The organism is Salinicola endophyticus, from assembly GCF_003206575.1.
Lineage (GTDB): Bacteria > Pseudomonadota > Gammaproteobacteria > Pseudomonadales > Halomonadaceae > Salinicola > Salinicola endophyticus.
In genome coordinates this window covers 339762-362461 of sequence record NZ_PZJO01000002.1, presented here as the reverse complement: position 1 = coordinate 362461, position 22700 = coordinate 339762, and the positions used below count along the sequence as shown (strand labels likewise).

Annotated in this window: 20 protein-coding genes; 13 read left to right on the top strand and 7 right to left on the bottom strand. The window is 67.4% G+C overall.

Features of this window, described 5'->3' with window-relative positions; translation table 11 throughout:
- Positions 1 to 72: 72 nt before the first annotated feature.
- From ispE to DOM66_RS04315, 3 genes are read right to left on the bottom strand one after another with little or no spacing between them, the layout of a single operon-like run.
- Complete coding sequence (gene ispE / locus DOM66_RS04325; RefSeq protein WP_110677382.1) at positions 73 to 936, bottom strand: 4-(cytidine 5'-diphospho)-2-C-methyl-D-erythritol kinase; 864 nt, start codon at positions 934 to 936, stop codon at positions 73 to 75.
- A complete protein-coding gene (gene lolB, locus DOM66_RS04320; protein ID WP_110689343.1) occupies positions 933 to 1625 on the bottom strand; it encodes a lipoprotein insertase outer membrane protein LolB in 693 nt (230 codons plus the stop codon). The genes ispE and lolB overlap by 4 nt, the downstream gene beginning before the upstream one ends.
- A complete protein-coding gene (locus DOM66_RS04315; RefSeq protein WP_110689342.1) occupies positions 1600 to 3363 on the bottom strand; it encodes a tetratricopeptide repeat protein in 1764 nt (587 codons plus the stop codon). Before DOM66_RS04315 ends, lolB begins: the two co-directional genes overlap by 26 nt.
- Positions 3364 to 3669: 306 nt before the next feature.
- Here DOM66_RS04315 and hemA point away from each other — a divergent pair, with 306 nt between their 5' ends.
- The 5 genes from hemA (at position 3670) to DOM66_RS04290 (ending at position 8510) form a co-directional block, all read left to right on the top strand.
- The gene (gene hemA / locus DOM66_RS04310) at positions 3670 to 4944 is read left to right on the top strand and encodes a glutamyl-tRNA reductase (RefSeq protein WP_110689341.1); all 1275 of its coding nucleotides are present in this window, start codon (positions 3670 to 3672) and stop codon (positions 4942 to 4944) included.
- Positions 4945 to 4960: 16 nt separating this feature from the next.
- Positions 4961 to 6049, top strand: a complete 1089-nt coding sequence (gene prfA, locus DOM66_RS04305; protein ID WP_110677989.1) for a peptide chain release factor 1 — start codon at positions 4961 to 4963, stop codon at positions 6047 to 6049.
- Complete coding sequence (gene prmC, locus DOM66_RS04300) at positions 6046 to 6876, top strand: peptide chain release factor N(5)-glutamine methyltransferase (RefSeq protein ID WP_110689340.1); 831 nt, start codon at positions 6046 to 6048, stop codon at positions 6874 to 6876. The genes prfA and prmC overlap by 4 nt, the downstream gene beginning before the upstream one ends.
- Before the next feature lie 350 nt (positions 6877 to 7226).
- Positions 7227 to 7727 carry an Lrp/AsnC ligand binding domain-containing protein gene (locus DOM66_RS04295; protein WP_110677396.1) on the top strand — a complete coding sequence of 167 codons (501 nt, stop codon included), beginning with the start codon at positions 7227 to 7229 and terminating at the stop codon, positions 7725 to 7727.
- A 39-nt stretch (positions 7728 to 7766) separates the two neighbouring features.
- Positions 7767 to 8510 (top strand): HesA/MoeB/ThiF family protein, encoded by a 744-nt coding sequence (locus DOM66_RS04290; protein ID WP_110689339.1) that lies wholly within the window; start codon positions 7767 to 7769, stop codon positions 8508 to 8510.
- Between the two features lie 15 nt (positions 8511 to 8525).
- Here DOM66_RS04290 and DOM66_RS04285 read toward each other — a convergent pair whose 3' ends face one another.
- Positions 8526 to 9287 (bottom strand): lipopolysaccharide kinase InaA family protein, encoded by a 762-nt coding sequence (locus tag DOM66_RS04285; RefSeq protein ID WP_110689338.1) that lies wholly within the window; start codon positions 9285 to 9287, stop codon positions 8526 to 8528.
- Between the two features lie 263 nt (positions 9288 to 9550).
- Between DOM66_RS04285 and DOM66_RS04280 the strand changes: the two genes are divergently transcribed.
- The gene (locus DOM66_RS04280) at positions 9551 to 10843 is read left to right on the top strand and encodes an NAD(P)/FAD-dependent oxidoreductase (protein WP_110689337.1); all 1293 of its coding nucleotides are present in this window, start codon (positions 9551 to 9553) and stop codon (positions 10841 to 10843) included.
- A gap of 44 nt (positions 10844 to 10887) precedes the next feature.
- Here the strand turns inward: DOM66_RS04280 and DOM66_RS04275 are convergent, their stop codons facing one another.
- The gene (locus DOM66_RS04275) at positions 10888 to 11862 is read right to left on the bottom strand and encodes a LysR family transcriptional regulator (RefSeq protein ID WP_110689336.1); all 975 of its coding nucleotides are present in this window, start codon (positions 11860 to 11862) and stop codon (positions 10888 to 10890) included.
- A 131-nt stretch (positions 11863 to 11993) separates the two neighbouring features.
- On the opposite strand from DOM66_RS04275, the gene DOM66_RS04270 reads away from it, so the two are divergent.
- The 5 genes from DOM66_RS04270 (at position 11994) to DOM66_RS04245 (ending at position 19213) form a co-directional block, all read left to right on the top strand.
- Positions 11994 to 13100: an aldose epimerase family protein gene (locus tag DOM66_RS04270; RefSeq protein WP_110689335.1), complete on the top strand. Its 1107-nt coding sequence runs from the start codon at positions 11994 to 11996 to the stop codon at positions 13098 to 13100.
- 315 nt (positions 13101 to 13415) lie between these two features.
- Positions 13416 to 14405: an arabinose ABC transporter substrate-binding protein gene (locus tag DOM66_RS04265; protein ID WP_110677408.1), complete on the top strand. Its 990-nt coding sequence runs from the start codon at positions 13416 to 13418 to the stop codon at positions 14403 to 14405.
- Between the two features lie 113 nt (positions 14406 to 14518).
- Complete coding sequence (araG, locus tag DOM66_RS04260) at positions 14519 to 16018, top strand: L-arabinose ABC transporter ATP-binding protein AraG (RefSeq protein ID WP_110677410.1); 1500 nt, start codon at positions 14519 to 14521, stop codon at positions 16016 to 16018.
- A 69-nt stretch (positions 16019 to 16087) separates the two neighbouring features.
- Positions 16088 to 17089 carry an L-arabinose ABC transporter permease AraH gene (gene araH, locus DOM66_RS04255; RefSeq protein ID WP_110689334.1) on the top strand — a complete coding sequence of 334 codons (1002 nt, stop codon included), beginning with the start codon at positions 16088 to 16090 and terminating at the stop codon, positions 17087 to 17089.
- Between the two features lie 360 nt (positions 17090 to 17449).
- The gene (locus DOM66_RS04245) at positions 17450 to 19213 is read left to right on the top strand and encodes an IlvD/Edd family dehydratase (protein ID WP_110689332.1); all 1764 of its coding nucleotides are present in this window, start codon (positions 17450 to 17452) and stop codon (positions 19211 to 19213) included.
- A 97-nt stretch (positions 19214 to 19310) separates the two neighbouring features.
- Here DOM66_RS04245 and DOM66_RS04240 read toward each other — a convergent pair whose 3' ends face one another.
- On the bottom strand, positions 19311 to 19793 hold the full coding sequence (locus DOM66_RS04240; protein WP_110677415.1) for a GNAT family N-acetyltransferase: 483 nt from the start codon (positions 19791 to 19793) through the stop codon (positions 19311 to 19313).
- Positions 19794 to 19857: 64 nt separating this feature from the next.
- The gene (locus DOM66_RS04235; protein WP_110677417.1) at positions 19858 to 20277 is read right to left on the bottom strand and encodes a secondary thiamine-phosphate synthase enzyme YjbQ; all 420 of its coding nucleotides are present in this window, start codon (positions 20275 to 20277) and stop codon (positions 19858 to 19860) included.
- A 351-nt stretch (positions 20278 to 20628) separates the two neighbouring features.
- Here DOM66_RS04235 and attM point away from each other — a divergent pair, with 351 nt between their 5' ends.
- Positions 20629 to 21414: an AttM family quorum-quenching N-acyl homoserine lactonase gene (gene attM, locus DOM66_RS04230; RefSeq protein WP_110689331.1), complete on the top strand. Its 786-nt coding sequence runs from the start codon at positions 20629 to 20631 to the stop codon at positions 21412 to 21414.
- 127 nt (positions 21415 to 21541) lie between these two features.
- Positions 21542 to 22669 carry a zinc-dependent alcohol dehydrogenase family protein gene (locus DOM66_RS04225; protein ID WP_110689330.1) on the top strand — a complete coding sequence of 376 codons (1128 nt, stop codon included), beginning with the start codon at positions 21542 to 21544 and terminating at the stop codon, positions 22667 to 22669.
- The last annotated feature ends 31 nt before the right edge of the window (positions 22670 to 22700 follow it).

Here is a 22700-nt window from a genome sequence, read left to right as displayed (position 1 = left end):
CGTGGACAAAAAACCACGCTCATGGGCGCTTGGGGCATGAGAACCCTGCACCGTGGCGCGTGACTTTCATCGTCAGGCCGTCGCGATCTCCAGGGCGTGATGCAGCGGTGAGCGAGCCACGCCGCGGGCCTTGAAGATCTGCCACCCTTCGGGTGCATCGGCGATGACCGCATCGGCCGAGGCTTCATCCGCGAAGGAGCAGAAGACGCAGGCGCCGGTCCCGGTGAGGAGCGCATCAGCATGGCCGGAAAGCCAGGCGAGGGCGCGATCGACCTCGGGATAGAGCGCGCGGACGACGCTTTCGCAGTCGTTGCGCCACACCGTCTCGGGGGTGGCCCCGTCGAGTGCGAGGCGCATACTAATGGTGGCGCTGTCACGTGTCAAACCGGGATGGCCAAAGACCGCCGCGGTGGAGACCGCCACCCCCGGATGGATCACCACGAACCAGCGCTCGGCCAGTGCCACCGGCACCAGGCGTTCTCCCACGCCCTCGGCCCAGGCGCTGTCGCCGCGCACGAACACCGGCACGTCGGCGCCCAGGCTGAGCCCCAGTGCGGCGAGGCGCTCGTGCCCCAGATCCAGGTGCCACAGACGATCCAGCGCAACCAGGGTGGTGGCCGCATCGGAGCTGCCGCCACCCAGCCCACCGCCCAGCGGCAGGCGCTTGTCGAGCACGATGTCGGCGCCGGCACGGCAGCCGGTCTCGCGCTGCAGCAGGCGCGCCGCGCGCACGATCAGATTCTCCTCCAGCTCGACCCCGGTCAGCGCCGGGCCCAGGGTGATGACGCCGTCGTCGCGCGGGGTGAAGCTGAGGGTGTCGCCGTAGTCGAGCAGTTGGAACAGCGTCTGCAGCTCGTGGTAGCCGTCGGCGCGCCGTCCGGTGATGCGCAGCAGCAGATTGAGCTTGGCCGGAGCCGGCAGGACCCAGGGCGTCATGGCGCGGTGTCCGCCTGCCCGGGTTGCCATTCGTTGACTACCAGCAGGGCGCGAATATCGTCATAGGTCATGACCAGGCGTCGTGGCAGCCATAGCCCACCGGCGTAGGTCCAGTCGCGGTAGGCGATGGTCCAGCCGGCCTGACGCAGCTGCGCCGGGAAGCCGAGGTCATCGCGGGTCTCGTCGTGGGCTGCACCCGGTGCCGGCAGGCCACGTACCCAGTAGTCGAGCGCCGAGATCGGCAGCGACCAGCCGAGCTGCTGCTGCATCAGCGCTTCCGGCGAGCTGGCGCGAAAGGTGCCATCGCCGGTGGTCAGCTTGACCGCCCCGGCGCGGCCCTCGAGCACACTGCGTCCGGTGCCGAAGGGGCCGCTGATGAGCATGCGATAGTGCTGCGGCGTCTGGGTCCAGTCGAGGTTGGCGCCGGTGTTGTCACGTGGCGTGCGCAGGCCCACCTTGCCTGCCAGGGTCCAGGTGTCGAGCGCTTCGAGCCGGGCCTGCTGGCGCTGCCAGTCGTCGGCCTGGCGCGGCGCGCTGGGCGCGGTGGTCTGGCCGGCACAGCCCGCCAGCCACAGGCTCAGGGCGGCAGCGCCCAGCAGCCGCCAGTGGCGTGGCGCGAACGCCGAGAGAGTGAACGGGGTCGCACGTGAAGCTCTGGGCCGGTCAGTGGCCGGGAACGCTGGTGTCATCGGGACGTCCTGTCGAATCCGAAGCGGGTGAAGGGGTCAAACGGGGGTAGCGGCTGAGCAGCGCGTCGATAGCCGGATGGCTGTCGCTGGCGGCGATGGCGCGGGCGACGAGCGCTCTTGCCTCGTCGTCGCGCCCCTTGGCGGCGAGCACCTCGGCCAGGTGGGCGGCGACTTCCTGATCGGGCTGGCCGGCGTAGGCGCGGCGCAGGTAGCCCAGCGCCTTGTCGGTGTCGCCGCGCTTGAAGTGGACCCAGCCGAGGCTGTCGAGGATCGCCGGGTTCTGCGGTTCCAGCTGGTGCGCACGCTGGATCAGGCCGAAGGCCTCGTCGTAGCGATCGCTCGAGGTGGCGAGCGTATAGCCGAGGGCATTGAGCGCAGCGGCGTTGTCCGGCTCGCGGGCAATGATGCCGCGCAGGGTAGCGATCATGGCATCCACATCGCCCTGGGCGAAGTCGCGCATCGCCCGAGTGTAGAGCAGGTCACTGTTGTCGGGATCGCGTTTCAGACTGTCGGCGAGCAGGGCGTCGGCGCGCTCGCCGTCGCCGGCAGCGTCCAGCGCCTGCAGGCCTATCTGGGTCAGCAGTGCACGCTGACGCGAATGGCGCAGGCTCTCGATGCGCACGAAGTCCTCGGCGTCGTCGAGGCGCCCGGCCGCGACCAGCATCTGTGTCGCCAGCGCCCGGGACTCGGCGAAGCCTGGCCCTGGCGGCACCTGGCGATAGTAGAGCAGGGCGTTGTCGGGCTCGTCCTGGGATTCGGCGATGGTGCCGAGCAGCAGATAGGCGGCCGGCGGCGTGGCGTCGCGGTCGAGCAGCGGCAGCAGTAGCCGTTTCGCCGGGTCGAGGGCGCCCGCCTCGAGATAGAGCTGAGCCAGCCCCAGACGCAGGCTGGGGGCGTCGTCGTGCTCGGCCAGCAGCCGGTTCACCTGAGTCTCGGCGGCATCGAGATCGCCGGCGGCGATCTCGGCCTGGGCCAGGGCCAGCACGAAGCGGGCGTCGTCCGGGGCCAGGGCCTGACCGCGCCGGGCCAGATCCGCGGCCTGGGCATTGTCGCCGGCTTCGAGGGCGATCTGGGCGCGGGTCAGCCACAGCAGCGGTTCGGCGGCGTGCGTTCGGGTCAGCCGGGCCAGACGTTGCTGGGCCACATCGGCGTCGCCGCTGGCGGCTTCCAGCCGTGCGGTGGCCAGCTGGGCGTCGAGCTGTGTCGGGTGCGTGGCAAGAAACGTCTGCAACTGGTCGCGCAGCGGTGCCAACGGGGTGCGCGCCTCGATCGCCAGCTCGATCAGTTCGAGCAGGCGCGCCGGCTGACCGTCGCGGGCCAGCTCGAGGCGGTGGCGCAGCGCCCCCGTCCAGTCTCCGCGATCGATGGCGATGCCCGAGAGGAGCTCTTCCGGGGCACTGTCGTCAGGGGCGTACTGCTGCCAGAGTGAGGCGGTAGTGGCGAGCAGGGCGGTATCGTCGGTGTAGCGTGCGGCGAGCGTGGCGCGCTCTGCCAGCGCCGCGCTGCGATAGCGTTCGGCTGCGGCCAGATAACCGGTGGCCGCGCGATGGAAGTCGCCGCGCTGCCCGGCCATCTCCGACAGCAGCACCTGCGAAAGACCTGCGGCGTCGAAACCGCGGGTGATCGGCGGTGCCGAGGCCATGGGGTCGTCAGCGGGGGCGGCGGGGTCGGCCGACATGCTTTGACAGCCGGCCAGCAGGGCCGCGCAGCCGGCGGCGTATAACAGACGTTTGGGCATGCCGTCCTCGGGATCAGTCGATCGACTCAGCATAACGGCTGGCGGTCGCGGGTCAATCTCGGCGCATCGCCCTGTTGCGAGGGCGTGCAGCAATGACGCAGGGGCGCACGGACGGGTTGCCTGCTAAGTGTCTTTAGGCTGTGCTAAAATGGCGCGGCCGTCGATGGCCGTGGGCAGGATATGCCGCAGTGCGGTAAGCGCGCGGGCCGCGACCTGACATCGCCGGATCCGCTCACCCGCCCGCTTGCCTGAGACGACAGGTGGCGATGGCGCCTCGACCCTTGCAAGATTTTTGACCGTGATTTCATGACGCTGCTAGCTCTGGGTATCAATCACAAGACCGCCGCTGTCGACGTGCGCGAGCGCGTTGCCTTTTCGCCGGCGCAGCTCGAATCCGCGCTGACTCAGCTGCGGGCGCTGCCTGACGTGCGCGAAGCGGCGGTGTTGTCGACCTGCAACCGCACCGAGCTCTACTGCATCACCGTGGACGACGGCGAGCGTCAACTGGTGGAGTGGCTCGGCGACTTCCATGGCATGCCGGCGAAGGATCTGTTGAGCTGCGCCTACCACTACCATGAGCGCGAGGCCGCCCGTCATCTGATGCGGGTCGCTGCGGGTCTCGATTCGATGGTGCTGGGCGAGCCTCAGATTCTCGGCCAGCTCAAGGATGCCTATCAGATCGCACGGCAGCACGCCGGGCTCGGCAGCGAGCTGGAGCGGCTGTTCCAGCAGACCTTTTCGATTGCCAAACAGGTGCGGACCGAGACCTCGATCGGCGAGAACCCGGTGTCGGTGGCCTACGCCGCGGTCAGCCTGGCGAGTCGCATCTTCGATGACTTCGGCCGGGCCCGGGCGCTGCTGATCGGCGCCGGCGAGACCATCGAGCTGGTCGCGCGGCATCTGCGCGAGGCGGGCATCATGGGACTGACCGTGGCCAACCGCACCCTGCCGCGGGCGCAGGCGCTGGCCGAGACCTGCGGTGCCCGGGCGATCGAGCTCAGCGACATCCCCCATGCGCTGGAACAGGCGGACATCGTCATCGCCTCCACCGCCAGCGAGCTGCCGATTCTGGGCAAGGGCATGGTCGAGCGCGCGCTCAAGGTGCGGCGCCACCGGCCCATGTTCATGGTCGACATCGCGGTGCCGCGCGACATCGAGCCGGAAGTGGGCGATCTCGCCGATGTCTTCCTCTACAGCGTCGACGACCTGCAGCAGGTGATCGCCGAGAACCGGCGCCATCGGGAGGTGGCGGCGCGTCAGGCAGAGGCGCTGATCGACCACGGCGTGGAGCAGTGGCTGCACGAGCGCCGGGTGCGCGGTGCCGGCGATCTGATCCGGCGCTACCGTCAGCACGGCGAGTCGCTGCGCGAGGCTGCCGAGCGCGAGGCGCTGGCCCAACTGGCCCGCGGTGAAGACCCGGAAGCGGTGATCAAGCGCCTCTCGCATCAGCTCGCCAACAAGCTGATGCACGGCCCCACGCTGCGCCTGCGCGAAGCCTCCGGGCAGTCCCGCCACGACATCATCCAGGCCGCCGACAGCTTGCTCGTCGGCGCCCCCGCCACGACACAGGACTCGGTATGAAAATACAGGGATGGGCATGAAAGCGTCTTTGCGCGAACGACTGGACGCCTTCCGTGAACGTTTCGAAGAACTCTCCGCGCTGCTCTCCGAGCCCGACGTGATCGCCGATCAGCCGCGCTTTCGCGACTACTCCCGCGAGTACGCCGAACTCGAGCCGCTGGTCGAGGCCTGGCGCGACTACTGCCGCACCGAGGGCGATATCGAGGCGGCGGAGCAGATGCTCAAGGACAGCGACCCCGAGATGCGCGAGCTGGCCGAGGAGGAGTGGCACGCCGGCCGTGCCAGCCTCTCCGCCCAGGAGGAGGCGCTCAAGCGCCTGCTGGTGCCCAAGGATCCGGACGATGGCAGCGACGTCTTCCTCGAGATCCGTGCCGGTACCGGCGGTGACGAGGCCGCACTCTTCGCCGGCGATCTGTTCCGGATGTACTCGCGCTATGCCGAGCGCCGCGGCTGGCGTATCGAGGTGGTCAGCGCCAGCCACGGCGAGCAGGGCGGTTACAAGGAGCTGATCGCCCGGGTCAAGGGCGACAGCGTCTACGCTGTGCTCAAGTTCGAGTCCGGCGCGCACCGCGTGCAGCGGGTCCCGGCGACCGAGTCCCAGGGGCGCATCCACACCTCTGCCTGCACCGTGGCGGTGATGCCGGAGGCCGACGCGGTCGGTGAGGTCGATATCAACACCAACGATCTGCGCGTGGATACCTTTCGCTCCAGCGGTGCCGGCGGTCAGCACGTCAACACCACCGACTCGGCGATCCGCATCACCCACCTGCCCACCGGGCTGGTGGTGGAGTGCCAGGAAGAGCGCAGTCAGCACAAGAACCGGGCCAAGGCGATGTCGCTGCTGGCCGCCCGGCTCAAGCAGGCAGCGGTCGACTCCCAGCGCCAGCAGCAGGCCGATACCCGGCGCTCGCTGGTGGGCTCGGGGGATCGCAGCGAGCGTATCCGTACCTACAACTTTCCCCAGGGGCGGCTCACCGACCACCGTATCAATCTGACGCTCTACAAGCTGGGCGAGGTGATGGGGGGCGATCTCGACGAGGTGGTGCAGCCGCTGGTCAACGAGTATCAGGCCGACCAGCTGGCGGCACTGCAGGGCGAGGCGTGACCGCCGACGAGGCGCTGCGTCAGGCAGCCCAGCGCCTGAGCGCCTCGCCCAGCGCTCGCCTGGATGCCGAGGTGTTGCTGATGCACGCCCACGGGGTGGATCGCACCTGGCTCTACACCTGGGGAGATCGCGAGCTGCCGGCGGCGAGCAAGATGCGCTTCGAGGCGCTGGTCGAACGCCGCGCGGCGGGCTGGCCGGTCGCCTATCTGACCGGGCGGCGCGAATTCTGGGGCCTCGAGCTGGATACCTCGCCGGCCACGCTGATCCCGCGTCCGGATACCGAGCGACTGGTCGAGGCAGCGCTGGAGGTGGCCACGGCAGCGCAGGGCGCGCTGCTCGATCTCGGCACCGGTACCGGCGCGATCGCGCTCGCCTTCGCCAGCGAGCGCCCCGATTGGCGGGTTCTGGGGGCCGATGTCGAGCCCCAGGCGGTGGCGCTGGCCAGCGCCAATGCGGCGAGCCTGGGGCTGAACAATGCGCGCTTCGTCACCAGCGACTGGTTTGACGCGCTGGCCGGGGAGCGCTTCGCGATCATCGTCTCCAATCCGCCCTATATCGATGCCGATGATCCCCATCTCGGTCGGGATGATGTGCGCTTCGAGCCGCGCCGGGCGCTGGTTGCCGCCGACGCCGGCCTGGCCGATCTGCGCGCACTGGTGGCGAGCGCCCCGGATCATCTTGAGCCCGGTGGCTGGCTCTGGCTGGAGCACGGCTATACCCAGGCAGGCGCGGTGCGTGCGCTGCTCAGCGCCGCGGGCTACGGCGAGATCACGTCGCTCACCGACCTGGGTGGCCACGAGCGGGTCAGCGGTGGCCGCTGGAGCTGAAACCCGACGGCAAGCCGGGGAGGACGCGCCAGCCTCCATCCACCCGACCTCCATCCACCCGACCTCCATCCACCCGACCTCCATCCACCCGGCCTCTATTCCCCACTCGCCATTCCCCCACTCTCCATTCCCTATACCTATCTCCGACCGCTGCTGATACAGCGTTTCCTCAAGTCCTGCGCGCGCCTGGAGCTGGCATGTGACATCGTGTTAGTAATAGTGCCCCCTTACCCGTAAGCGCCGTTGGCTGGCGTTGCCATCTCGGATGGCTGGGCATGCTGGCTGTCGCCGTGTGCGGCGGGTGGGGAATCGTCACTCATACTGCCACCGGCTTGGAACAACGACAGCAAATGAAAGCCAAATCACGATCGCTGGATCGGATCGATCTCAACATTCTGCGCTGCCTGCAGGAGAATGCGCGCATCTCCTACGTCGATCTGGCGGCCCAGGTGGGGCTCTCCACCACGCCCTGCCTGGAGCGGGTCAAACGTCTGGAGAAGGCGGGCATCATTCGCGGCTACAAGGCGGTGCTCGACCCCGGCGCGCTGCGCGCCAAGCTGCTGGTGTTCGTCGAGATCAGCCTGAACACGCAGTCACCCGCGGTGTTCGACGAGTTTCGCCGCGCGGTGGCCAAGCTGCCGCAGATCCAGGAGTGTCATCTCGTTTCCGGGCAGTTCGACTACATTCTCAAGTGCCGTATTCCCGAGATGTCGGCCTATCGTCAGTTGCTGGGCGATGTGGTGCTGACCCTGCCCGGCGTGAAAGAATCCAAGAGCTACGTGGTCATGGAAGAGGTCAAGGAGGAGCTGGCATTGCCGATCCCCGACCTCGACCGGCTGGAAGAGAAGTAGCCCGTCCGCTGGCGCGGTACGGGCGCCAAGGGACGAACGATGAACGATGAAGCACTGCTGCGTTACAGCCGCCATATCATGCTCGACGAGATCGACATCGAGGGGCAGCAGCGCCTGCTCGATGCCCATGTGCTGATCGTGGGGGCCGGCGGGCTGGGGTCGCCGGCGGCGCTCTACCTGGCCAGCGCCGGGGTCGGGCGGTTGAGCATCGCCGATGACGACCACGTCGAACTCTCCAACCTGCAGCGTCAGATCGCGCATACCCAGGCCAGTCTGGGCGAGTCCAAGGCGCATTCGGCGTGCGCCGCGGCGCGCGCGCTCAATCCAGACTGCGAGGCGGTCCCGATGACGTCGCGGTTGAGCGGCGAAACGCTCGCCGCGGCGGTCGCCGAGGCCGACCTGGTGCTCGACTGCACCGACCGCTTCAGCAGCCGCTTCGCCATCAACCGCGCCTGCGTGGCGAGCCGTACGCCGCTGATCAGTGGCGCCGCGATCCGCTTCTCGGGCCAGCTGGCAGTGTTCGACCAGGCCGACGACAGCCCCTGCTACGCCTGCCTCTACGGCGAGCAGGGCGATGACGAGGCGCTGAGCTGCGCCGAGAGCGGCGTCATCGCACCGCTGGTCGGGGTGATCGGTAGCTTCCAGGCGCTGGAAGCGCTCAAGTGGCTGAGTGGCGCCGGCCGCCCGCACCGCGGGCTCTCCACCTTCGATGCGTTGAACGGCGAGTGGCGCCACTTCGCGCTGCCGCGGGACCCGGCCTGCCCGGTCTGCGGGCAGCGCTGACGGTCAGGCCGGGATTCAGCGGTTGGGCAGCGTCAGCGCACCGAGCCAGCGCTCGACCTCGGCGCTGTCCGCCGGACGCGCGAGATAGCGGCCGAGGAAGCGACGCCAGGTGGCACTGCGCCACTGCGGCAGGCGGCGGGCGAATACCTCGAGATCGCGGCGCTTCTCGCGTCTGGCATTGAGCAGCGGACGTGACTTTTCCAGGTCGATGAAGCGGGCTTCGAAGCCGCTGGCCGCCTCTGCCGACGGGCGCAGGAAGACGTGCTTGGCGTAGAGGCTGCCGTGGCGCCAGCGGCGGCGGTGCAGGGTACCGAGCAGGTCGGCGCAGGTGTCGACGATGGCGTCCCGGGTGGCTGGCTCGAGGGTCTCCCAGTGGGCGTGATGCTCGATCATGTCGGTGTAGCCGCTCAGCGCCGGGGTTACCAGGATCGCCTGCCAGCGTCCGTCGCGGCGGCGCTCTTCGAAGTAGGCGCTCTCCAGTGCCGGAATGCCGAGACGGTGAAAGGCGGCGATATTGCGCGCCTCGCGGGCAAAGGTGGGCTCACCCCAGGGGCGGCTCAGACTGCGGCCGAGATGGTTGGTCTGGCGCTTGAGAAAGAAGTCCCGCGGCGGCAGGCCGGGGGCTTGCAGCGTCATGCGGCACACCTCCGAGTGGCCCCCACGTTCCAGGTTGGGGGCGTCCACCGGCGTCAGCGACAGCGACCAGAGGGCGTCGAAGTCGGTCAGCTCGTTGGCGGCGAAGTAGGGGCGGGCGTCGGCGGAGAGGAAGCGTTTCACGGGCGTTCTCTAACTTGTGGCAAGGGCGGAGCGTGGTATCGTCGATGGCTGACGACGCTACCTTACGCCTCGCGATTTCATCCGATCTTAACATTTCGTTTAAGCCGAGCTTAATCTTTCATGCGCCGGACTCAGTCGTGTGTCCGGCGTGAGTGGTGTAGTAGAAGTGCATCCTGCACCCGAACCCCTGTATGGGTTTCGGTGTCCGGATCGCGTAGCGGCTCTGGCCGCACCCCTTTCCACTGGTGGAGTTCGATGTCCCGATGACAGCCCAGACCACGGCCCAGGCGCCGCTTTCCTACTACCGGGCGAGTCGCCAGGTCGATCTCGCCCCCGCCGCGCCGCTCCGGGGGGAGGTCAAGGCGGATGTCTGCGTGATCGGTGGTGGTGTCACCGGCTGTTCGGCGGCGCTGCATCTGGCCGAGCGCGGCTACCGGGTGGTGCTGCTCGAAGCGGGGGAGATCGGTCATGGCGCGTCGGGGCGCAGCGGCGGCCAGATTCTGCCTGGCTTCGGTACCGAGATGCCGGTGATCGACAAGGCGGTGGGGCGCGATGCGGCGCGGCGGCTGTGGGCGATGAGCTGCGAGGCGGTGCGTCTGACCCAGACACTGATCGAGACCCACGCGATTCCCTGCGATCTGCGCTGGGGCTATGTGCATGCGGCGGTCAAGCCGCGCCACCTGAGTGCGATGCGCGAGCACGCCGACTACATGGCGCGAACCTTCGACTACCACGGCGAGCAGTGGCTCGATCGCGAGGCGCTGGCCGCCCACGTGCGCACCCCGCGCTATCTGGGCGGTCTTTACGATGCCGGTGGCGGTCACCTGCACCCGCTCAACTACACCCTGGGGCTGGCCCGCGCTGCTCAGGACGCCGGGGCCGAGCTGCATCCCGGCAGCCGCGCCCTCGACGTGATCCAGGGCGACAGGCCGCGGGTCGCCACCGCGGCTGGCGAGGTGCGCTGCGACGCGGTGGTGGTCGCCGGCAATGCCTATCTGGGCAACCTGGTACCGGCGCTGACCGGACGCATCATGCGGGTGGCCAACTACATCATCGCCACCGAGCCGCTGGGCGAGACGCGCGCGGCGAGCCTGCTGCCCACCGATGCCGCGGTCTCGGATGCCAACTTCGTGCTCGACTACTACAGCCTCTCCGCCGACCGGCGCCTGCTCTACGGCGGCGAGGTGAGCTATACCGGGCGCGAGCCGCGCGGGCTCGATCGGCGCATGCGTGACAAGATGCAGGCGCTGTTTCCGGAGCTGCGCGGCGTCGGCATCGACTATCGCTGGGGCGGCGATGTCGGCATCACCCTGAATCGTGCCCCCGACCTGGGCCGGATCGGCCACAATCTCTACTACGCCCAGGGCTACTCCGGGCATGGCATGGCCCTGGCCGGCCTCGCCGGGCAGATCCTGGCCGAGGCGATCGGCGGGCAGTTCGAACGTTTCGACGACTTCGCCGCCATCCGCCATCGCCACTTCCCCGGTGGCGAGCGTTGGCGAGTGCCGCTGCTGGCGCTGGCGACGACCTTTTATCGACTGCGTGACCGCCTTTGAGCGACCGCCTTTGAGTCGCTGTCCCTGAGCGAGCGCGGGTCTTGTCAGCGCTTGCCCGGGTTGCTGCGGTAGTCGCGGATCATCCGGTGCAGCACGTGCATCAGCCTTGCCGCGCCGGGGGAGAGACGGCGCTCGCGCAGGCTGATCAGGCCGTAGGGCTGGACGCTCAGCGCCTCGGGCAAGGGCAGGGTGGCGAAGCGCGGCTGGGCACAGAGCAGCTCGGCGACCTCCTGGGTCGTCACCGTGATCGCCTCCGACTTGTCGACCATCGCCAGTGCCATGTAGATGTCCGGCGTGTTGATGATGCGCTCGGGGGGCGCGACGCCGAAGTGCAGAAACAGATGTTCCACCCGCTGGCGCATGAGTGAGCCGGTCGGCTGCAGCACCCAGGGGTAGTCGCGCATGGCGGTCAGGGTCGGTATCTCGACTCTTGTCAGCGGATGGTCGTGGCGGCAGATGAAGCAGAGCGCCTCCTCGCCGATCTCCTCGAACACGAAGTCGCCGGCGGGCAGGGTGCTGGGGATGCGCGCGATGGCGAAATCGAATTCGCCGTCGCGCAGTCGCGGCACCAGATTGTGGCTGACGTCGACATCGATGTTGACCTGCAGGTGCGGGCTGTCACGGTGTACGCGTTCGACTGCGCTGGCGAGCAGGGTGACCGCCGGTGCCAGCACCGTGCCCACCGATACCGTACCGGCGTTGCCGGCGCTGAAGGCGTTGAGTTCGTCGCCGGCCTGGGCCAGCGAGGTGAACATGCTGCGGGCGTGGCGGATCAGGATCTCACCGTACCAGTTGGGCGTCACGCCGCGGGCGTGGCGCTCGAACAGACTGACCCCGAGCTGCCCTTCGATATCGCCCAGGAGCTTGGAGGCGGCGGGCTGGCTCATGCCCAGCTGTGCCGCCGCGCGATGCAGGTTGCGGCACTCGTCGAGCGTCACGAACAGCTGCAGGTGGCGGAACTTGAGCCGTGCTTTCAGGAACCAGTCGGCGGGCAGCGGGGCCTCGGGTCGGGATTTCATGCGCTGGGTGATGCCTCCATTCGACGTTTTACCGATAGCGATCGCGGTCTGGCACAGGCTCAATCGGCGCGATAACCCGTTGGCGGCCCCGGTCGCCGCGGATTCCCTCTGCCAAAAGAGTCCCAGTCCCCATGTCCTTGCCTGCCAACATCCAGCGCAGTGATTTCGGCACCCTGCCCGATGGGCGCCCGGTCAGCTGCTATCGGATCACCAATGCCAGCGGCATCGAGCTGCGGGTGACCGACTACGGCGGCATCATCCTCTCGCTGAAGACACCGGATCGCCAGGGGCGATTCGACGACATCGTGCTCGGCTTCGATTCGCTGGCCGATTATCTCTCGCCGGCCTACCGTCAGGCCAACCCCTACTTTGGTGCCCTGATCGGACGCTACGCCAATCGTATCGGCGGCGCCGAGTTCAGTCTGGAGGGCCAGCGCTACCGGCTGGCCAGCAATGACGGCGCCAACTCGCTGCATGGCGGCGACCCGGGATTCGACCGCTGTCTGTGGCAGGCTGACACCTTCGTCGAAGCCCGCGGCAGTGGCCTGATACTGAGCCGTGTCAGCGACGATGGCGAGGCGGGCTATCCGGGGCGGCTGAGTGTGCGGGTCCGCTATCTGCTGGGCGATGACGACAGCCTCGAGATCGCCTATCACGCCGAAACCACGCGAGCGACCCCGGTCAATCTGACCCAGCACAGCTACTTCAACCTGCGCGGCGAGGGCAGCGGTGATGTGCTCGACCACCGCCTGATGCTGGCGGCAAGCGCCTTTACCCCGGTCGATGAGCAGCTGATTCCCCGCGGCGAGATCGCGCCGGTGGCCGGGACACCCTTCGATTTCACCACGCCGACGGCGATCGGTGCACGGCTTGCGCATCACCACCCGCAGTTGGTTCGGGCCGGCGGCTATGACCACAATTTCGTACTCGATGGCGATGAGGCCGATAACCAGGGTCTCAGAGTCGCTGCGCAGGTGATCGAGGCCGAGAGTGGCCGGGTGCTCGAGGTTGCCACCAGCGAGCCGGGCATCCAGTTCTACGCTGGCAACGCCCTCGATGGCACGCTGAGAGGGAAGGCTGGCCAGCCCTACCGGCGGCATGCCGGGCTGGCACTGGAGACCCAGCACTTCCCCGATTCGCCCCATCAACCCGCTTTCCCCGGCACCATCCTGCAGCCGGGAGAGGTCTATCGCTCGCGCACCCGCTATCGCTTCTCCTGCCTCGCCGCTTCCGACTGACACCTCGCGTCCCGTGTCACCGGTTCGTCCGGCCTGGAACGGCGACTCATCCGAGGCGGGGCTTTCCGGGGTTAGTTGACGCTGTTAACGAAAGTCTCGGAAGACTTTAGTCTGGCGCCATCGAGCCGCTACCGGTGGCGGCCCCGCGCTGTACCTCAGGTCTCTCTCGTTGGATATCCATTTGCGTATCGCAAATTGGGCTCCTCGTTATTAGTTGGTTATTGCGGCAGCGCTTATCGTCGAGCGCGTATGGCGCCGGCTCCCGGCGCGCCAATAACGATAACCACGCGCCCACGAGGGCAGGGGGAGAGTCGCATGAATCGCAAGGTCATACCGTCGTTGCTGGCGCTGGGCGTCAGCCTGAGCCTGTGTCTCACGCCGGCGCTGGCGCAGGACGAGGTCAAGATCGGCTTTATCGTCAAGAAGCCGGAGCAGGCGTGGTTCATCAATGAGCAGGATGCGGCGACCAAGCTCGGCCAGGAGAAGGGCTTCAAGGTGGTGCGGCTGTCCGGCGAGGATGGTCAGCAGGTGCTGAGTGCGATCGACAATCTCAATTCCCAGGGGGCGCAGGGCTTCGTGATCTGTCCGCCGGACGTGCGCCTGGGACCGGCGATCGCCAACCGCGCCAAGCAGTACGGCATGAAGGTGGTGACCGTGGACGACCAGTTCCTGGGCGCCGATGGCAAGCCGATGGCGGACGTGCCCCATCTGGGCATGTCGGGCTACAAGATCGGGCGTCAGGTAGGCGAGGCGATCGCCGCCGAGATGCAGCGGCGCGGCTGGGACCCGCAGCAGGTCGCGGCGCTGCGGATCAGCAACAACGAGCTGCCCACCGCCAAGGCGCGCACCGACGGCGCCACCGATGCGCTGCTCGATGCCGGCTTCGTCGAGCAGAACATCTTCGATGCGCCGCAGCAGAATACCGACACCAGCAGCGCCTTCGCCGCCGCCTCGCCGGTGTTCTCCAAGAACGGGCGTTTCGAGCACTGGGTGATCTATGCCCTCAACGAGGAGAGCGTGCTCGGCGGCGTGCGGGCCAGCGAGCAGTACGGCCTCTCTCCGGATCAGGTGATCGGCGTGGGGATCAACGGTTCGGGAGCGGCCTTCGCCGAGTTCTCGCGCCAGAAGCCGACCGGCTTCTACGGCACCGTGGCGGTGAGTTCGACCATGCATGGGCGTCAGAGCGCCGACAATCTCTATACCTGGATCACCCAGGACAAGAAACCCCCGGCCAATACCGAGACCACCGGCACGCTGATGACCCGCGACAACTGGCAGCAGGTGCGCGAGGACCTGGGGCTCTGAGCGCGTGACGCGGCGGTGCCGCCAGGCGCCGCCGTGGCCAGTCTCATCGGTCGCTCTGCATTTCCCCAGTGTTCACCCCGGCGGTCTTCAAGGCCGCGACCAGGAGAGTCGAGATGGCGAATTCCCCAGCCTATCTGCGCGTCGAGGGCGTCACGGTGACCTTTCCCGGGGTCAAGGCCCTCGACGCGGTCAGCTTCGAGGCGCATCGCGGCCAGGTGCACGCGCTGATGGGCGAGAACGGCGCGGGCAAGTCGACCCTGCTCAAGGTGCTCAGTGGCGTCAACAAGGTCACCGACGGCGCCCTGTGGATCGACGGCGAGCGCCAGGTGTTCACCAACGCCCGCGAGGCGCTCGCCCGCGGTGTGGCGATCATCTACCAGGAGTTGACCCTGTCACCCAACCTGTCGGTGGCCGAGAACCTGCTGCTGGGCCAGCTGCCGGTGCGCTACGGCATGGTCGACCGGCGAGCCCTGCGCAAGCGCGCGCTGGCCATTCTCGAGGAGCTGGGCGAGGGCGCCATTCACCCCGCGACCAAGGTGCGCGAGCTCTCCATCGGCCAGCAGCAGATGATCGAGATCGGCCGCGCGCTGTTGCGCGATGCGCGCATCATCGCCTTCGACGAACCCACCAGCTCGCTGTCGGTACAGGAGACGCGCCATCTCAAGCGGATCGTGGCGCGGCTGCGCGACGAGGGCCGGGTGGTGCTCTATGTCACTCATCGCATGGAGGAGGTGTTCGAGATGTGCGATGCGGTCACGGTATTCCGTGACGGTCGCCATATTCGCACCCATCCGACCCTCGACGGGCTCGATCACGACACCCTGGTCAGCGAGATGGTGGGACGCGAGATCGAGGACGTCTACGGCTATCGCCCGCGCCGCCAGGGCGAGGTGCTGATGCGCCTGGAAGGACTCGAGGGCCGCGGCGTGCGTGCTCCGGTATCGCTGGAGATCCACCGCGGCGAGGTGCTGGGGCTGTTCGGGCTGGTCGGCGCCGGGCGCAGTGAGCTGATGCGGCTGGTCTGCGGCGCCGAGCGGGCCTCGGCGGGGCAGGTGGTGTTCGCCGGCGAGGCGCGGCGTTTCGCCAGTGCCCAGGCGGCGATTCGTGCCGGCATCGCGATGTGCCCGGAGGACCGCAAGTCCCAGGGGATCTTTCCGGTCGCCAGCGTCGCCGACAACCTCAATATCAGCTGCCGGCGCTTCTTCCGCCGCTGGGGTGTGTTCCGCCATGTCGCCCGCGAGACCGAGAACGCCCGCGACTATATCCGCCAGCTGCGGATCAAGACCCCCGGTCCGCGCACGCCGATTGCCAATCTCTCCGGTGGCAACCAGCAGAAGGTGATCCTGGCGCGCTGGCTGGCCGAGCAGATCGAGCTGTTCGTGATGGACGAGCCGACCCGCGGCATCGACGTCGGCGCCCGCCGTGATATCTATGCGCTGCTCTACGATCTCGCCGAGCAGGGCAAGAGCGTGCTGGTGATCTCCAGCGACCTCGCCGAGGTGAGTTCGATCTGCGACCGCATCGGGGTGATGCGCGACGGCGAACTGATCGAGGTCGTCCCGCGCGCGGAGGCCACCCCCGAGCGGCTGCTCGGCCTGGCGCTGCCGGCGTGAGCCGCTGTCCGATCGAGTTCGACGCCGGCGATCTTCATCGACCCTTTCCGTTCCAGAGGATGACCCCGCATGTCCAGTGACAAACTCGTCTCCCAGGCAGCGCCGGCCGCGGTGGGCCGGCGCGGGATGCCCAAGCCGCTGCGCACCCTGCTCGATACCTCGGGGCTGATCGCAGTGTTCGTGCTGCTGTTCATCGGTCTCTCGGTGCTGGTGCCGGATTTCCTGACCGGACGCAACATCGTCGGCCTGCTGCTCTCGGTGACCCTGATCGGCACCATCGCCACCACCATGATGATGGTGCTGGCCCTGGGTGAGGTAGACCTGTCGGTTGCCTCGATCGTCGCCTTTGCCGGCGTGGTGGCGGCGATGGTCACCTCCAATACCGGCAGCGTGACTGTCGGCGTGCTGGTCGGGATCGCCGCCGGGACCGCGGTGGGCGCCTTCAACGGCTTCGTGGTGGCGCGCTTCGGTATCAACTCGCTGATCGCCACCCTGGCGGCGATGGAGTTCGTGCGCGGCCTGGCCTACATCACCTCCGGCGGCGATGCGGTGATGATCACCGTACCCGGCTTCTTCGATCTCGGCAGTGCCGCTTTCCTCGGCCTGACCTTGCCGGTATGGACCATGATCGCCTGCTTCGTGGTATTCGGCGTGGTGCTCAATCTGACCGCCTTCGGCCGCAATACCCTGGCCACCGGCGGCAACGCTGAGGCTGCGGCGCTGGCCGGGGTCAACGTGCGCCGGCTCAAGATCACCGTCTTCGCGCTGCAGGGGCTGGTGGCGGGGATCGCCGGCGTCCTGCTCACCTCGCGCATGGGGCTGGGGGATCCCAATACCTCCCAGGGGCTGGAGCTAGCGGTGATCTCGGCCTGCGTGCTGGGCGGAGTGTCGCTCTCCGGCGGGGTCGCTTCGATCACCGGCGTGCTGGTAGGGGTGCTGATCATGGGCTGCGTGCAGAACGCCATGGGGCTGCTCAACGTGCCGACCTTCTATCAATACCTGGTGCGCGGCGCGATCCTGCTGCTGGCGGTGATGTTCGACCGCTGGAAGCAGTCGCGGCGGGCTGGCTGAGAGACGACGACTCGGCCTACGACGTTGGTCTCTGGTGGTTCGACTTTGGTCTGAGGGTGTCCGCAGGTGACGCCGGGGCGCGCCAGGCGGGTGGACCGGGTCACACAAATGATATTCAAAAGCGTATCAATGCATGGTTGATTTGCTATTAGTTGGTTATTGAGTTTCGCCCGTAATGTGCAGGCTGACACGCCAGGATGACCGGCTCACCGCCAGGACCCATAAGGAGGCGTTCATGCCAGAGCCTGTACACGCCGCTCCGGGGGTGTCCCCTCTGGGGCTTGGTACCGGCATGACCCTGACCCGAACCAGACGCTACGGGGCCGCGTTGTCGGCCACGGCGGACCAAGGAGAGACGAGATGAGCGATGCTGGCGACACATCTGACAAGACCCCGCGACTGCGCTCTGCGGAGTGGTTCGGCCGGGCCGACAAGAACGGCTTCATGTACCGTAGCTGGATGAAGAATCAGGGCATTCCCGATCACGAGTTCCAGGGCAAGCCGATCATCGGCATCTGCAACACCTGGTCGGAGCTGACGCCCTGCAACGCGCACTTTCGCAAGCTCGCCGAGCACGTCAAGCAGGGGGTGCTCGAGGCGGGGGGCTATCCGGTGGAGTTCCCGGTGTTCTCCAACGGCGAGTCCAACCTGCGCCCCACGGCGATGTTCACCCGCAATCTGGCGAGCATGGACGTCGAGGAGGCGATCCGCGGCAATCCCATCGACGGCGTGGTGCTGCTGGTGGGCTGCGACAAGACCACCCCGGCACTGCTGATGGGGGCGGCGAGTTGCGACATTCCGGCGCTCGTGGTCACCGGCGGGCCGATGCTCAACGGCAAGCATCAGGGCAAGGACATCGGCTCCGGTACGGTGGTGTGGCAGCTCTCCGAACAGGTCAAGGCGGGCAAGCTCTCGATGCACGACTTCATGGCGGCGGAGGCGGGGATGTCGCGCTCGGCCGGCACCTGCAACACCATGGGCACGGCCTCGACGATGGCCTGCATGGCCGAGTCGCTGGGGGTGTCGCTGCCCCACAATGCCGCCATTCCGGCGGTGGATTCGCGCCGCTACGTGCTCGCCCACCTCTCCGGTAATCGCATCGTCGAAATGGTCCGCGAGGATCTCAAGCTGTCGAAGATCCTCACCCGCGAGGCGTTCGAGAACGCCATCTGCACCAATGCCGCCATTGGCGGCTCGACCAATGCGGTGATCCATCTCAAGGCGATCGCCGGGCGTATCGGGGTCGATCTGACCCTCGACGACTGGACCCGGATGGGGCGCGGCATGCCGACGATCGTCGATCTGCAGCCCTCCGGGCGCTACCTGATGGAGGAGTTCTACTACGCCGGTGGCCTGCCGGCGGTGCTCAAGCGCCTGGGCGACGCCGACCGCCTGCCGCACCCGGACGCGCTGACGGTCAATGGCCGTACCTTGTGGCAGAACGTGTGCGAGGCGCCGCTCTACAACGACGACGTGATCCGACCGCTCGACAATCCGCTGCGCGACGATGGGGGGATCTGCATCCTGCGTGGCAACCTGGCGCCCAACGGTGCGGTGCTCAAGCCTTCGGCGGCGACCGCGGCGCTGATGACCCATCGCGGGCGGGCGGTGGTGTTCGAGAACTTCGATGACTACAAGGCGCGCATCAACGATCCCGATCTGGAGGTCTCGCCGGACGACATCCTGGTGATGAAGCACTGTGGGCCGCGGGGTTATCACGGCATGGCCGAAGTCGGCAACATGGGTCTGCCCCCGAAGATCCTCGAGCAGGGTATCACCGACATGGTGCGCATCTCGGATGCCCGCATGAGCGGCACCGCCTACGGCACCGTGGTGCTGCACGTGGCCCCGGAAGCGGCTGCCGGCGGCCCGCTGGCGGCGGTCGAGAACGGCGACTGGATCAGCCTGGACTGCGACAGCGGCAAGCTCGAGCTGGAGGTCGACGACGCCGAGATCGCACGACGCCTGGCCGTGGCCGACCCCACTGCGGCATCAAGCCAGATCGCCAGCAGCGGCGGCTATCGCCAGCTCTATATCGAGCACGTGCTGCAGGCCGACGAGGGCTGTGATTTCGACTTCCTGCGCGGCTGCCGCGGCGCCGAGGTGCCGCGGCACTCGCACTGAACGCCGTGGGTAGGGAGAGTGCCAGGGGGAGAACGCCAGCGTCGGAAGCCCGTTGCCCTTGAGGGTGCCACCTTTCGGCTCCGCCGGCCGCGGGCGATCAGGATGCCGCGAGATCCTGTAGCGCCTGGCCGGTCAGGCGATAACCGATCCACTCACTCTGCGGTTTGGCGCCGATCGATTCATAGAACTGGATGGCCGGTTCGTTCCAGTCCAGAACGTTCCACTCGAAGCGGCCGCAGTCGCGCTCCACCGCGATCTGCGCCAGATGTTTGAGCAACGACTTGCCGGCTCCGGTGCCGCGCGATTCCGGGGTGACATACAGGTCTTCCAGGAAGAGCCCGTTCTTCGCCAGCCAGGTGGAGTAGTTGTAGAAGTACACCGCGAATCCGATGGCCTGGCCGTCGCGCTCGCAGATCAGGGCGTGAGCCGTGGCCTGTGGGGCGAAGATCGAGCGTGCGATGCTCTCTTCGGTCGCCACGACTTCGTGCTCACTCTTCTCGTAGATGGCGAGCTCGCGGACGAAGGCGAGAATCTGCGTCACGTCGTCAGGGGTGGCGGGGCGAATATGAATGTTGGGCATGCATAGCTCCAGAGTGTAGCGGTGAGCGCTTTTCCGGGTGGATTCGCGGTCGGGGCTGTCGAGGTCACTCGCCCGTCAGGGTGGCGGTGATCCGGCGTGCGCCGCCGTGCTGGCGGTGCTCGCCGAGCCAGATGCCTTGCCAGGTACCGGTGAGCAGGCGGCCGTTGTCCACGGCCAGGGTCAGCTGAGTGCCGAACAGGCTGGCCAACACGTGGGCGGGCATGTCATCGGGGCCTTCGAGGGTATGACGCAGGCCGTCGAGGCGCTCGGGGGCGATCCTGGCGGCGAACAGTGCCATGTCATGGCGCACGTCGGGATCGGCGTTCTCGTTCAGGGTCAGCGAGGCCGAGGTGTGCATCAGTTGGAGATGGAGCAGGCCGGTACGGATCTCGGCCAGCCGTGGCAGGGCCGCCAGGATCTCGTCGGTGACCAGATGAAAGCCGCGCGGGCGCGCGGAGAGCGTGAATGGCTGACGGTGCCACATGGTTGAGACGTCTCCGTGAGTGTGCTGGGAGAGTGTTTACAAAATGCCTGCGCTCGGCAATACGGCGTTAAAATCGGCCTCAAAATGCTCATTTACCCCATGTAAACTCCGCTTTTTCGACCGATTTTGCCTTGTCTTGCCTTCGCTCGCCGAATTTGTAAACACCCTCTGAGAGAGTGCATGTCTGGGACCAAAGTCCGCTGTTCATGCCGTTTGGCCGTGTCCTACTCTGACACGTTCAGTCGCCCGGCTGCGAGGAGCGACGGCGCTCGCGGTCGTTGCACCTTGCGCGCTACGCGTGCCGCAGTCAGCGGCAATGTCATCTCCGTGTGTTCAAACCAGGAGTGCGTCATGACTACCCCACGTCTTTACATGTTCCAGACCGGCACGCTCAAGTGCCGGGTGTGCAATATCAAGATGAATGCGGGGCTGGATGAGTACGAGATCCCCGTGCCCTGGTATCTGATCACGCATCCGCAGGGACATGTGGTCATCGATGGTGGCTGTGCCGTCGAGTGCGCCAGCGATCCGGAGAAGCACTGGGGCGATATCACCGCGGTCTACTGGCCGGTGATGCGGGAGAAGGAGGGGTGCGTTCAGGCACTGAAGGCCTTCGGCATCGAGCCCGAGGAGGTCCGCTATGTCCTGCACAGCCACCTGCATCTGGATCACACCGGGGCCACCGGGCGCTTTCCCAACGCCACGCATATCGTGCGGCGGTGCGAATACGAGTATGCGATGGCCCCGGACTGGTTTTCCGCCGGCGGCTATATCCGTGCCGATTTCGATCGCCCCGGATTGAAGTGGCATCTGCTGGAGGATGGTGACGACGGCTATGACGTCTTCGGCGACGGCAGCATCCGCTTCATCTTCACCCCCGGGCATGCCCCCGGCCATGCCAGCTTTCTGCTCCAGCTCCCCGAAACCGGTCCGGTGCTGCTGGCGGTGGATGCGGCCTACACCACCGATCACTGGGATGAGAAGGCGCTGCCGGGCTTTCTTGCCTCGACCGTGGATACGGTGCGCTCTGTGCGCAAGCTGCACGCGCTGGCCGAGAAGACCGGGGCGCTGGTGGTCACCGGGCACGACCCGGAGGCGTGGCCGACCTTCCGTCACGCGCCCGAGTACTATGCATGAAACGTTGAGCACTGGGCCATGCATGAAACGTTGAGCACTGGGCCTGAGAAGCGCTTGAGACACGAAGGCCAATCGTACCCGGCGTGCCGAGGCGTGCCGGGTCGATCCACTGAATAGGGAAGTCGCGATGAAAATGCATGCAGCCGTGATCCACGAGATGCAGAAGCCACGCCCGTACCGGGAGTCGCAGCCGCTGTCGATCGAGGAGGTCGAGCTCGATCCGCCCGGGCGCGGCGAGGTACTGGTGCGCATGCGCGCTGCCGGGCTGTGCCACTCGGATCTCTCCACCATCAACGGCGATCGGCCGCGGCCGCTGCCGATGGTGCTGGGGCACGAGGCCGCCGGCGAGGTGGTCGAGGTCGGCGACGGCGTCGAGGATCTCGCCCCCGGCGATCACGTGGTGTTCTCGTTCGCGCCCAGCTGCGGGGGCTGCGCCTCGTGTCTCTCGGGACGCGCGGCGCTGTGCGCGCCGGGGCAGGTGGCCAATGGCGCGGGGCATCTGCTGGGGGGCGGCATGCGTCTGCACAAGGGCGGGCAGAAGATCTATCACCATATCGGCGTCTCCGGCTTCGCCGAGTATGCCGTGGCCTCGCGGCGTTCGCTGACACGGATCGACGCCGATCTGCCGTTCCATATCGCAGCGCTGTTCGGCTGCGCGGTGCTCACCGGAGTCGGTGCGGTGGTCCACACCGCGGGCCTGCGTCTGGGGCAGTCGGTGCTGGTGGTCGGGCTCGGTGGGGTCGGGCTGGCGGCGGTGATGGGGGCTGCCGGGGGCGGCGCCCGCCATGTGATCGCCGCCGACATCGCCCCCGACAAGCTGGAGACCGCCAAGGCGATGGGGGCTACCCATGTGGTCAATAGCGGCGATGCCGACGCCATCGACCAGGTGCGCGAGATCAGCGGCGGCGGGGTGGATATCGCCGCTGAGTTCGCCGGTGTCTCCAAGGCGCTGGAGTTCGCCTATGAGTGTACCGCCCGTGGTGGCACCACCGTGACCTCGGGGCTACCGCATCCGGACGTGCGCTTCGCCATCAGCCCCACGCGGATGGTCGCCGAGGAGCGTACCCTCAAGGGCTCCTATCTGGGTGGGCACGTGCCGTCGCTGGACGTGCCGGAGTATATCGCACTCTACCGCGCCGGCCGGCTGCCGGTGGAGCGGCTGCTCACCCATCGGCTGCGCCTCGACGAGATCAATCTCGGCTTCGATCGTCTCGCCAGCGGCGAAGCGATCCGCCAGATCATCGACTTCGATTGACTCACAGCCACGCCCTCTGCTGGAACCCCCA

Bases quoted from the DNA above. Each gene is read 5' to 3' on its own strand.
- ispE (WP_110677382.1), bottom strand. From the start codon at position 936: ATGACGCCCTGGGTCCTGCCGGCTCCGGCCAAGCTCAATCTGCTGCTG.
- araH (WP_110689334.1), top strand. From the start codon at position 16,088: ATGTCCAGTGACAAACTCGTCTCCCAGGCAGCGCCGGCCGCGGTGGGC.
- DOM66_RS04295 (WP_110677396.1), top strand. From the start codon at position 7,227: ATGAAAGCCAAATCACGATCGCTGGATCGGATCGATCTCAACATTCTG.
- DOM66_RS04270 (WP_110689335.1), top strand. From the start codon at position 11,994: ATGTCCTTGCCTGCCAACATCCAGCGCAGTGATTTCGGCACCCTGCCC.
- hemA (WP_110689341.1), top strand. From the start codon at position 3,670: ATGACGCTGCTAGCTCTGGGTATCAATCACAAGACCGCCGCTGTCGAC.
- DOM66_RS04225 (WP_110689330.1), top strand. From the start codon at position 21,542: ATGAAAATGCATGCAGCCGTGATCCACGAGATGCAGAAGCCACGCCCG.
- DOM66_RS04290 (WP_110689339.1), top strand. From the start codon at position 7,767: ATGAACGATGAAGCACTGCTGCGTTACAGCCGCCATATCATGCTCGAC.
- DOM66_RS04235 (WP_110677417.1), bottom strand. From the start codon at position 20,277: ATGTGGCACCGTCAGCCATTCACGCTCTCCGCGCGCCCGCGCGGCTTT.
- DOM66_RS04240 (WP_110677415.1), bottom strand. From the start codon at position 19,793: ATGCCCAACATTCATATTCGCCCCGCCACCCCTGACGACGTGACGCAG.
- DOM66_RS04265 (WP_110677408.1), top strand. From the start codon at position 13,416: ATGAATCGCAAGGTCATACCGTCGTTGCTGGCGCTGGGCGTCAGCCTG.
- araG (WP_110677410.1), top strand. From the start codon at position 14,519: ATGGCGAATTCCCCAGCCTATCTGCGCGTCGAGGGCGTCACGGTGACC.
- attM (WP_110689331.1), top strand. From the start codon at position 20,629: ATGACTACCCCACGTCTTTACATGTTCCAGACCGGCACGCTCAAGTGC.
- DOM66_RS04245 (WP_110689332.1), top strand. From the start codon at position 17,450: ATGAGCGATGCTGGCGACACATCTGACAAGACCCCGCGACTGCGCTCT.
- prfA (WP_110677989.1), top strand. From the start codon at position 4,961: ATGAAAGCGTCTTTGCGCGAACGACTGGACGCCTTCCGTGAACGTTTC.
- DOM66_RS04315 (WP_110689342.1), bottom strand. From the start codon at position 3,363: ATGCCCAAACGTCTGTTATACGCCGCCGGCTGCGCGGCCCTGCTGGCC.
- DOM66_RS04275 (WP_110689336.1), bottom strand. From the start codon at position 11,862: ATGAAATCCCGACCCGAGGCCCCGCTGCCCGCCGACTGGTTCCTGAAA.
- DOM66_RS04280 (WP_110689337.1), top strand. From the start codon at position 9,551: ATGACAGCCCAGACCACGGCCCAGGCGCCGCTTTCCTACTACCGGGCG.
- lolB (WP_110689343.1), bottom strand. From the start codon at position 1,625: ATGACACCAGCGTTCCCGGCCACTGACCGGCCCAGAGCTTCACGTGCG.